This window comes from Mycobacterium sp. (genome assembly GCF_044370595.1).
Classification (GTDB): Bacteria; Actinomycetota; Actinomycetes; order Mycobacteriales; family Mycobacteriaceae; genus Mycobacterium.
Genome location: NZ_JBILVF010000126.1, coordinates 1 through 9,921 on the forward strand (window position 1 = coordinate 1; position 9,921 = coordinate 9,921).

General features: G+C 65.5%; 13 protein-coding genes, 1 pseudogene and 1 riboswitch. Of the genes and pseudogenes, 9 read left to right on the plus strand and 5 right to left on the minus strand.

Annotation, left to right across the window (positions count from 1 at the left end; all coding sequences use genetic code 11):
• Window positions 1-1,023: hypothetical protein (locus tag ADBZ5N_RS14360; protein ID WP_526258458.1), on the minus strand; the 1,023-nt coding region annotated here is incomplete at its 3' end.
• 738 nt (window positions 1,024-1,761) lie between these two features.
• On the opposite strand from ADBZ5N_RS14360, the gene ADBZ5N_RS14365 reads away from it, so the two are divergent.
• The 7 genes and pseudogenes from ADBZ5N_RS14365 (at window position 1,762) to ADBZ5N_RS14395 (ending at window position 5,496) form a co-directional block, all read left to right on the plus strand.
• Window positions 1,762-2,046 (plus strand): type II toxin-antitoxin system Phd/YefM family antitoxin, encoded by a 285-nt coding sequence (locus tag ADBZ5N_RS14365; protein WP_526258480.1) that lies wholly within the window; start codon window positions 1,762-1,764, stop codon window positions 2,044-2,046.
• Window positions 2,043-2,300: a Txe/YoeB family addiction module toxin gene (locus tag ADBZ5N_RS14370; protein WP_526258460.1), complete on the plus strand. Its 258-nt coding sequence runs from the start codon at window positions 2,043-2,045 to the stop codon at window positions 2,298-2,300. Before ADBZ5N_RS14365 ends, ADBZ5N_RS14370 begins: the two co-directional genes overlap by 4 nt.
• 382 nt (window positions 2,301-2,682) lie before the next feature.
• A riboswitch (SAM riboswitch) is annotated at window positions 2,683-2,796 on the plus strand.
• 32 nt (window positions 2,797-2,828) lie between these two features.
• Window positions 2,829-3,041 (plus strand): hypothetical protein, encoded by a 213-nt coding sequence (locus ADBZ5N_RS14375; protein ID WP_526258462.1) that lies wholly within the window; start codon window positions 2,829-2,831, stop codon window positions 3,039-3,041.
• Window positions 3,042-3,434: 393 nt separating this feature from the next.
• Window positions 3,435-3,704, plus strand: a complete 270-nt coding sequence (locus ADBZ5N_RS14380) for a type II toxin-antitoxin system TacA family antitoxin (protein WP_526258464.1) — start codon at window positions 3,435-3,437, stop codon at window positions 3,702-3,704.
• Window positions 3,701-4,186 carry a GNAT family N-acetyltransferase gene (locus ADBZ5N_RS14385; protein WP_526258466.1) on the plus strand — a complete coding sequence of 162 codons (486 nt, stop codon included), beginning with the start codon at window positions 3,701-3,703 and terminating at the stop codon, window positions 4,184-4,186. Before ADBZ5N_RS14380 ends, ADBZ5N_RS14385 begins: the two co-directional genes overlap by 4 nt.
• 99 nt (window positions 4,187-4,285) lie before the next feature.
• Window positions 4,286-4,471, plus strand: a pseudogene (locus ADBZ5N_RS14390) (ATP-binding protein); the annotation flags it as partial.
• 272 nt (window positions 4,472-4,743) lie between these two features.
• Window positions 4,744-5,496 (plus strand): alpha/beta hydrolase family protein, encoded by a 753-nt coding sequence (locus ADBZ5N_RS14395; RefSeq protein WP_526258468.1) that lies wholly within the window; start codon window positions 4,744-4,746, stop codon window positions 5,494-5,496.
• A gap of 37 nt (window positions 5,497-5,533) precedes the next feature.
• Here the strand turns inward: ADBZ5N_RS14395 and ADBZ5N_RS14400 are convergent, their stop codons facing one another.
• The 4 genes from ADBZ5N_RS14400 to ADBZ5N_RS14415 form a co-directional block, all read right to left on the minus strand.
• Window positions 5,534-7,168 (minus strand): cation:proton antiporter domain-containing protein, encoded by a 1,635-nt coding sequence (locus ADBZ5N_RS14400; RefSeq protein ID WP_526258470.1) that lies wholly within the window; start codon window positions 7,166-7,168, stop codon window positions 5,534-5,536.
• A gap of 130 nt (window positions 7,169-7,298) precedes the next feature.
• Window positions 7,299-7,931 (minus strand): GIY-YIG nuclease family protein, encoded by a 633-nt coding sequence (locus ADBZ5N_RS14405; RefSeq protein WP_526258472.1) that lies wholly within the window; start codon window positions 7,929-7,931, stop codon window positions 7,299-7,301.
• A gap of 112 nt (window positions 7,932-8,043) precedes the next feature.
• A complete protein-coding gene (locus ADBZ5N_RS14410) occupies window positions 8,044-8,250 on the minus strand; it encodes a hypothetical protein (protein WP_526258474.1) in 207 nt (68 codons plus the stop codon).
• 2 nt (window positions 8,251-8,252) lie between these two features.
• Window positions 8,253-8,684: a hypothetical protein gene (locus ADBZ5N_RS14415; RefSeq protein WP_526258476.1), complete on the minus strand. Its 432-nt coding sequence runs from the start codon at window positions 8,682-8,684 to the stop codon at window positions 8,253-8,255.
• Between the two features lie 52 nt (window positions 8,685-8,736).
• Here ADBZ5N_RS14415 and ADBZ5N_RS14420 point away from each other — a divergent pair, with 52 nt between their 5' ends.
• Together ADBZ5N_RS14420 and ADBZ5N_RS14425 are read left to right on the plus strand one after the other, a co-directional pair.
• On the plus strand, window positions 8,737-9,543 hold the full coding sequence (locus ADBZ5N_RS14420; protein ID WP_526258482.1) for an ADP-ribosylglycohydrolase family protein: 807 nt from the start codon (window positions 8,737-8,739) through the stop codon (window positions 9,541-9,543).
• A gap of 105 nt (window positions 9,544-9,648) precedes the next feature.
• A partial coding sequence (locus tag ADBZ5N_RS14425) for a wax ester/triacylglycerol synthase domain-containing protein (protein WP_526258478.1) occupies window positions 9,649-9,921 on the plus strand: 273 nt, incomplete at its 3' end.

Here is a 9,921-nt window from a genome sequence, read left to right on the forward strand (position 1 = left end):
CTCTGCAGCGGGTACCTCGCCGCCGGTGACAGCCTCTGCAGCGGGTACCTCGCCGCCGGTGACAGCCTCTGCAGCGGGTACCTCGCCGCCGGTGACAGCGTCTGCAGCGGGTACCTCGCCGCCGGGTGAGTCGTTGTCGCCGGTAGCGGCGGGCACCGCGGAAGCGGTCGCCTTGGCCGCGGCGAGGCTGCGGGGCGTGTCCGCCGAGGCGGCCGAAGCTGCGCTGGCGGCCACGACTGTCGGGATGGGGAAGGTGGCCGGCCCCGGCCCGCTGGTGAGGTCGGTGTAGACGGCCTCGCGGAGGATTTGAATCGCGCCGACGGTATTGCCCAGCGCGGTCTCGATGCTCGCGGTGATCGGTGCCAGGCCGGCCTGGAGCGCGGCGATGACGTTGCCCCCGGCGACAAGGGTCTCGGCAAAGTACGTGATGCCCAGCAAGCCCGAATTGATGATTTGTCGCACCCCGGTCAACACCTGCTCGCCGACGCCGAGGGTGCCCACGATGGCGTCGGTGACGGCCTGGCGCGCCCGAGCGCGGGTAGCGGCGAACTCGTATCCGCCGAACCCCGCACGGGGCGCTGCGAACAGAGCGAAGCTGTTGTCCGCCGGGATCTGGAAGGCGAGGATGCCCGCGCCCAGCGACTGGGTGATGCTCTGCCCGGCACCCAGAGCCCCGACGATGGCGAATGGGGTGGTCAGCAAGCCCACGCCGAACCCGAGGGCGCCCCAGCCGGTGAAGGGCGACGCCGCGGGGCCGGGCGGACTGACCGGCCCGATGCAGACCGTGCACTGCTCGATGCTGCCGATCACGATCGGCGCCAGCGCTAGGGCGTCACCCAGCAGATTCACCAGAATCTGGTACGGGATGGCGCCGAAGGCGGGCGCGGCCGTCAGTTCGATCCCAGAAATTTGTACCGTGGGGATATGCACCTCGGGAGCCGGTGCCAGTGGGCTGACGGCGATCGCCCCGGTGGCGGCCAGGGCGACGCTCGCGGAGAACGCGGAACGGATTGCGGAAGGCACTACCAAGCTCCTTCTGATTGGGGCGTCGGGGGGAACAGTCAAATCGCGACGCTACCAGCGCACCCTGCCCCTGGGATGGGTGAACACCGAGACGTTGGCGATTGATCCGGGGACCGGGCGAAGGGACCTCGAGGAATGTTCGATCCCGCAGTCATGTCCGTGCACGGAGCATGGTGTCGGCCCGCTTACCCATCACGGCCGATACCGGGAATCGGTCGATCTGCTGGATGGTAAGGATCCGTTCAGGCCGGACCAGTCGGTCAAGATCGTCTTTGCTTGGATCGGGCAGCTCGCCCAAGATGTTCCGTGCCTCGGTGATGTCGATGCTCTCATGGTGGGCAGGCCCAGTGAATAACCGCGAAGATTGATGCCGCAAGAAGAGGGCCGAGCGCGGCTGGCTTGTCGATCCGCCGCCGAGACCTCCCTGGCCAGCCCACCCCGAGGGAAGAACAAGTCGTACCTGGACTTGACCCCTGATGACGGGTTCTCGCCATCTGCTCGACGGGAACCGAGCGCGAGTGCCGCGCCGTCCGGGAGTGGCGGACCTGTCAAACTTGGTTGACTTAGGCATGTACCTCCGGCACATAGCCGTTCCGCAGGGCCGCGAGTGACGGTTCCGGAGTGAGAACAGCGGCCTCGTCGACCCGAAGATTCGCCAACTTCACTACTCCTCGATAGTGGTACATTTTGGCGGTACAAGGGCAGTACAATAAACAAGTACCGTACCTGGAGGTGGGCATGGCTATCAGTGCAAGTGAGGCTCGGCAGCGCCTCTTCCCGCTGATCCAACAGGTCAATACCGATCATGAACCGGTGCGTATCGCATCCAGAGCCGGTGATGCGGTGCTCATGTCGGCCGCCGACTACGACTCGTGGCAGGAAACTGTGTACCTACTGCGTTCACCCGAGAATGCCCGGCGACTCATGGAGGCAGTTGCCCGGGACAAGGCCAGCCGCACGGTCCCCGCGAACCACACCACGTCAATCGACGAGCTCGAGGAGATGGCCGGCGGCCAGGAGTGAGAAGGATCAACTTCGATCCTGACGCCTGGGAGGACTTCCTGTTCTGGTTGGCGTCGGACCGCAGGATGGCTCGTCGGATCACCCGGCTCATCGGAGTAATTCAGCGTGACCCGTTCGCGGGTATTGGGAAGCCGGAGCCGCTCAAGGGTGAGCTGTCCGGGTACTGGTCCCGGCGGATCGACGACGAACATCGGCTCGTGTACCGAGCGGACGATCATGAAGTGAAGATCCTGAAAGCGCGTTACCACTATTGAAATCGGAGCCAATACTGGCCGATGCACTGCCACAACACGTCTCACGCCTAAGCCGGAATGGCAGCCTCGTCCTGAAACGGCTCCTGACCACACTGTTCGCTGGGCTCAGTGAGATGTCGAACCTGAGCAGCTTGTCGCTCGGAGCCGGGCACTACTCCCACCACTGCGGAGGACTTCGTCACTGCGGAGCGGTGTGCGCCCACCCCCGTGCACCTGAACCGTCGGCAAGGACCGACCGACTCGGCACTCATCGGCTATCGGCTGTCCCCGGGGAGTCGACCCCTGGGCAATCATGGGGTACACACCGCTAGACATGAGCATGCTGCACAGCACAATTCGGCCTCGTCGACGTCTGTCGGTCGCCCGCGTACACTGAAGGCAGCTTCATGAGACACCGTCGCCAAGCTCCGACTAGGCGGTGCGCCAACCCCACGCTCGTGGGTGGCTCGGATGACGAAGCGGCCAGCGACACACCGGCGCCTGGCAAGAGCGCCCCGTCACCGGGGCCCGGAATACCCGGGAGTTGGTATGACTGGAGATCCCGTCGCATTCAGCGCCAGCGACAACGCGATTCGTCAGCGCATCAAAGAGTTGAGCGTGCACATCCCCTGCGGCGGTCCAGCGTTCACCGGTGCTGCCGCCAGTGCCATCATCACCGCCAAGAAGCCAGCCGCCGCGGCGATCCGTACTTTCACGATCCTCATGTTGGGTTCCCTTTCAAGGTCGGGCTTCATCTCCTGAAGTCGACGAAACCTCCAATGCCTCCGTACCCGAGTGGATGCAGGCGCCCTAGGTATGGCATCCAGCCCGCGACTCGGCTCTCGTTGCCGTTTGGTCACAGATTTGGTCACGGTTTCCCCCGAAACAGATGAATATGGTGCAACTCAATGCAACCAGTTGAAAGCCCGAACCACCGATGACCAGCACGAATGAAACGATGAAAACTATTGTGTTACAGCGGAATTCAACTCATGACCCAGAGGTCGCAGGTTCGAATCCTGTCCCCGCTACCAGGTAAAACGGCCCTCGGAGGACTCTCCGGGGGCCGTTTTCGTGCCGTTGCGTCGTGCGCGCTCTAAACCATGACTAACAGGCCGGACTCCCTGTACGCCATTGAGGCGTACAGTCAAAGCTATGGAGACGAAGAGCGGCCGCTGGCATCTACGCGTGACCGCGGCGCAGGACGCGGTGGTGCGGCGAGTTCTCGAAGTAACCGGTGAATCGCTCAACGAGTACGTGGTGCGCCACGCCGTTCTAGCAGCCGAAGCGGACCTCGCCGATCGCCGGGTCTTTGCCTTGGACGACGAGGCTTGGAGCGATCTCCAAGCACTGCTCGACCGCCCGCCGCGCCCTAAGCCGGAGTTGGCGCGGCTGCTGGCGGCCCGGTCGATTCTGGAGCGGTGAACTTCCAGGGGCCTGTCCTGCTGGAGGCCGGCCACCGCGTCGAAGAATTCGATTGCGGTCGCGACACACTCAACGCGTGGCTGCGGTCCAGGGCTCTGCGCAACCAGCGCGGGGGAGGCAGCCGTACCTGGGTCGTCCTCGATGGGCAACAGGTGGTGGCCTTCTACTCTTCCAGCACCGCGGTGCTGCTGCGCAGCCATGCAACAACACGCTCGGCTCGCAACCAAACGGACCCGCTACCGGCACTCCTGCTCGGCCGGTTAGCCGTCGACGCACGGTGCCAGGGTCAAGGTCTCGCGGCGGCGCTGGTCAAGCACTTCATCTTGAAGTCCCTCGAGGTCGCAGATCTCACAGGTGTTCGACTGCTGCTGGTGCACGCCAAGGACACCACCGCGCGCGGCTTCTATCTGCGCTACGGGTTCGAACCATCTCCGGTCGACGACCTGACGCTGATGCTTCTGGTTGCGGACATCCGCCCCTGAGAAAATGCCGCTGCGATCACGCTGACAGCCCAGGCACTTGTCGGCACGCCGCCCTGCGCGACCGCCATCCCCCCTGGCGGCTGCTGCGGGGCCGGCAACTACGGCCGCGTCGACCTGCTCCTCATCGACGAACTGGGACATCTGCAACTCGACCGCCGCGGGGCCGAGCTGCTCTTCCAAGTACTCACCGAACGAGAAGAACGCTCCGCGATCGCCATCGCCTCCAACGAACCGTTCTCAGCCTGGACCAAAACCTTCACCGACCCCCGACTCTCGGCGGTTATCTGACCTCTTGGCCCTCGTTTTGGGGCATGATCTGTTGGTTTGTGTTTCGGACAGGTGTCTTCGGCGGCTTCGTCGACAACGCGTTTTATCGTCTTCGCGTCCACCTGGGCCGGAAGCGCAACCGAGCAGTGAATCACCAGATCCTTGCCAGACATGTGCACCACGATGGTCGACAGAGCGTGGCGCCGGTGCGACACTCCGGGTCCGCCCGCATGTCCACCAGACAATGGTGGGGGCGGCCACTGTGCAGGATCGGATGGAGGACGTGATGGATGTCTGAACGCATCGGTTTCGCCAGCGCGACCGGGCCCACGCTGGCCGGCATCGTCGACATACCGCCCGGCGATGTCCGGGGGTGGGGAGTGTTCTCCCATGGCTTCACCCTCGGCAAGGACTGCCCGGCCGCGAGCCGGATCTGCAAGCAACTCGCCGCCGACGGCATCGGCATGCTGCGCTTCGACAACCTCGGGCTCGGTGATTCCGAGGGCGCCTGGGGCGACGGCTCGTTCTCCCACAAGGTCGCCGACACCGTGCAGGCCGTGGAGTTCATGAACCGCTCGGGCCGGGAGGTGCGCCTGCTGGTCGGGCACTCCTTCGGCGGCGCGGCGGTCATCGCCGCGGCACACCATTGCCCGGGCGTGGAGGCGGTGGCCAGCATCGGCGCTCCGTTCGAACCCGCTCACGTCGAGCGCAACTACGACGCCCTGGTGCACCGCATCGAGGAGGACGGCGAAGCCACCTTCCTCGCCGGCGGCAAGGCGCTGACCCTCAAGCGGCACTTCATCGAGGATGTTCGCGCCGCCGATCTGCGCGAGCGGATCCGAACCCTGCACCGGGCTTTGCTGATCATGCATTCGCCGACCGACAACACCGTGGGCATCGCCAACGCCAGTGACATCTTCCGCGCCGCGCGCCATCCCCGCAGCTTCGTCTCCCTCGAAGGCGCCGACCACCTACTCGCCGGAAAAAATCAGGCCGCTCGGGCGGCGCGCATCATCAGCGCCTGGGCGGATCCGTACTTGTGAGAGAGGCCGACTTAGATGCGCGTCGTGTGGGACTTGCTCAACCGCCGCTGCCCGGCGCCGGGGAATCGTTGTCGCGGAGCGTGTTCTTGCCTGATCGGGGTGCGGAATCATCGGCGACCTGATCTGCCAATTCCAATCCCGCGCCCGCGTAGACGTTGAAGGCAATGCCGACACCGTGTTCCTTGGCCCACTGCACCTCGTCGTCGTATCGGGCGACTGCGGCGACCTTGCCGCTGAACCCTGATTCGCGCAGACATTCGAGCGCGGTGACGTTGGCGCCGTGACGCGGCATGGCCAGCACGGCAATACGCACCGAGTCGGAACGTCGGAGTTGGTTCCAGAAGTACAGGTCGGTGGCATCTCCTTCGATGACCCGCAGGCCTTCGGCCGCGAGCCGCTGGACTCGGGGTCCGTCGTAGTCGACACCGACGACCCGCAGCCGGTAGTGATCGGTCAAGCGCTGATAGGCGGCGAACCCGACCCGGCCCATACCGATCACCACGACCTCGGCGTCGCCGGCGTCGCCATGGCGTTCCTCCGGGTTCAGGTTGAGTTCGTCCTGGGCCGGTAGCCGCGCCGCAATCTTCTCCACCACCAGGTGGCCGCGCCTATTGAACAGAGCCGACACCACGAAGCTCAGCGCCACGGCGATCGACATCTCCACCAGCCAGACCTGTGCCAGCATCCCGGCCGAGACCCCTACCGACACAACGATCAAGCCGAATTCGGAAAAGTTCATCAGGCTCAGCCCGGCGAGCAACGCGCTGCGATATCGCAGTTTCAGGCGCGACAGCAGCAGGACATACCAGGCTGCCTTGAACGGCAGCAGAAGCAGCATCAACAGCGCGATGCCGATGGAGGGGAGATCGGGCAGTCCGGTTAGGCCGATCGACACGAAGAATCCCACCAGCAGCAGTTCCTTGATGTGGAACAGCGAACGTGCAAGTTCGGAGGATGCCGGGTGTGACGCCAGCAGCACTCCCATGATCAATGCGCCCAGATCACCCTTGAGCCCGAGCGCTGTGAACAACGCGTACCCCGGCACCAGTGCCATCACGATTCCGAACAGGGACTGCATTTCGCCGTGGCCCAACCGGGTCCAGATCTTGCGCAGCACCCGGGAAAGCGGCCATAGCCCCACCAGTGTCAACGCCCACGGGCTGGGTAGGTGACCGCTGGTGGCGGTGAGGAAAACCACCGCGATGATGTCCTGCATCACCAGGATTCCGATAGCGACGCGGCCGTAGAGCGCGTGCGACTCGCCTCGCTCCTCGAGGACTTTGACCACGAAGACGGTGCTCGAAAACGACAACGCGAAGGCGAGTAGGGCGATCGTCTGCATGCTCTGCCCAGCCAGCATCGCCGCTCCGGCCACGGCGGCCAGCCACAGCGCGATACTCCCGAGGACGACGCTGACCACCATGTGCGCCGATGTGGTCAACCACACCTCGCGGCGCAGCAAGATCCGAACATCGAGCTTCAGGCCGATCGCGAAAAGCAACAGGGTGACGCCCAGATCCGCCGCCACCTCTAGTTCCGGCACCACCCCGACGTCGAGAGCGTTGATGACAAACCCCGCCGCCAGGAACCCGACCAAGGGGGGCAGGCGCACTGCCATTGCGAGGCCGCCGAGACCGAACGTGATGACGAGATAGATGGCGATAACTGTCATACGCGGTTCCCCTCCTCGAAATGTCCAGGCGATCGTCAGATCTCGACGACCCCGGTGCGTTTAATGGAGTTTTACGAGTAGGTACCGATCGCCGCTGGCGTTAGGGTCCGTCGGCCTCGGTGGTGTGGACCTACGACCACTCCGCCAGTACCCGCATCTTGTTGGCCTTCACCGCCGCATCCCGACGCAGCTTCTTGAGCTGCGGGGCGAAGGCGTTGTGTTCGTTGTCCTGAATGTTGAGTGGCAGATCCAGTGCGCTGAGCAGCTTGGCTTCGAGGTACCACGGTTCGGGGTGCAGCACCCAGGACACCATCGCATTGTCGGCCATCCACTGGGTCAGGACGGCTTCGCCGCCGGCGAAGTTCTGCCGCTTGCCCGAACCGATCCGGCGCAGCGCGAAGCCCAGCTGGTCTCCGAGCAGGACCCCGAGCGACTTGCGGAGCGTGGAACCGTCCGCGCCGGCATTGCCTGCACCGAAGTGATAGCGGACGCGCTTGCGCAGATCCTGAGGGATCTGCGGCTTGCCGTCCGCCCGCGGCGGGCCGGGGCTGACTCCGACGTAGAGCAGAGTCACGCCGTCCCGCTGTTCGCAGCCGGAGACATCGATGTCGCCAGGGATGTCGCGGAACCACCAGCCGTGGACCCCCGCGTCGCCGGGCAACGGAGACGGCTCGGCGAAGATCTCATCACGCGTATATCGCTGAGCTGCAGCGAAATTTGCGACGGCGTGGGCACTGCGCTTCGCAGACATAGACTCAGCCATGCGGCACAGCGTAGTCGCGGCGGGATTCAGCCGTGCGGCGAAGCCGACGTAGCTGCCCGGCCCTCCACCACCCGCAACCGGGGTTCACTCGTGGCGGTCAGGCCCATGTTCGTCATCCCATCTTCGGGGTGTACCCGTCGGGGTTCCACGTCCCCGGCGTGCCCGGGACCGGGCTGCAGCTGATCATGTTGACCTTGCAGCTGGAGCCCGAATACCCGTAGCCGATGCAGATCTCGTTGATCCCGGTCGGGGCCGGATGCTCGTAGGTGCAGCCGATCCCCGGCCCGCGCACCAGGATGCTCACCAGCAGTTCGATCATCGTCACCCTCGATTCAGCTGCCCGGCGGTCGCGCCGACCTCGCGCAGATCGGCCTCCCAGATGCCCATCCGGTCGAAGATCGGCCGGGCCTGCTCCCGCAGTGCCGGCCAGTCCGCCGGGATGTTCAGCCCGGCATCGAAGTCGAGGCGCTCAACACCGTCGAGCTGCTCGCGCACCGCGCCGAACGACGGGCACTGCTCGAACCGGCCGAGGTCGAACGCCAGCACCGCGTCGATCAGCATGTGGGGATCGTTGGGCCCTGCGGGCACCACGAACCGCACCCGGGTCGAGCGTCGGCGGCGAATGTGGACCATCTCCAACCACATTCGGTGGGCGGCGCCGACCCCGATGATGTAGTCGATCGGGTTGACCCCGTCGGCACCCATGAATCCGCCGGCACCGCCGACGACGTACAGCTTGTAGAAACCAGCCATGGCTTTCCCCCCATTCGCTCGATATATCCAGCCTATCGGCGGCCTCTGACACATCCGGCTCGGCGCGTTTGGCTCAGATGCGCTGTCCCTGCGCGTTGAGGACACTCGCCGAATCCGCGCCCTCGGCGCCGGGTACACCCGGAAACCGCCGATCCCCGGCAGCGAACCTGTCGGCATGATCGGCCGCGGCGCCTACGCGCCCGGCGAATGGACCGACGCCACCGCCATGGCCATCGCCGTAGCCGAGATCGCCTCCTTCGCTTCGCAACTGACCGTGCCGCAGCGCCTGGATGACCTTGTGCAGCGCTGGGCGTGGTGGGCGCGCAACGCCAAGAACGTCGGCCCGCAGACCGCTGCCGTCCTGGCCGCCGTCGACGCCACCGAAGGCTTGGCCGAGGCCGCCCGCGACGCCGCGGCCGCCCACTTCGCCGACACCGGCGGCACGCTCGACGCCACCTGCCTGACCCGGGCAGTGCCCGTCGCGCTGTTCAACCTCGGTCCCCGCGAAGAATGGTCGGCGGTGCACGCGGCCCGCACGCTGTGCGCGCTGACCCACGCCGGCCCCGACGCCGCCGTGCTGTGGACCCTGGCGGTCAGCCACGCCGTGCGCACCGGCGAACTCGACCTGCGCATCGGACTGGTCCAGATCGAGGAGAACCGCCGCGATCGGTGGGCGACGCGCATCGCGCAGGCCGAGCAGACCCACCCGGCCGACTTCGCCGCCGCCACCGACGACGTCGTCGGCGTCGTCCAGGCCGCCTGGTCTTCCATCACCAGGCCAACTCGCGCGGCTGTCACATACCAACGAGGCTGCCCCGATTCTTCCCCTGCGTTCGTCGTCGGCTCCAACCAAAGATGACGGTCGAGTGACCGGTGTCTGATCGGGCTCGACGCGGCTTCCCGACGACGGCGACAATATTGCGTGGCTGCAATTGATCTCCCCGCCCCCCAACGTCGGCTTCCCATGGGAGTTCAGGATGCCCTGTGGCTTGAGATGGATCGGCCGGCGAACGCCATGGTCGCCGACGTGGCGGTGTGGACCGCCGAACCGGTGAATTCCGATCGGCTGCACGCGGCGATCACCGAGCGGCTCGTCGAGCGCTATCCGGTGTTTCGGAGCAGGGCTGTCCAGGACGGATTCGGCGCGTGGTGTTGGGAGCCGGATCCGGACTTCGACGTCAGCAATCACCTCAACGCCGCTATCCTGGCCGACCCCGACGATCCGCGATGCATGCAT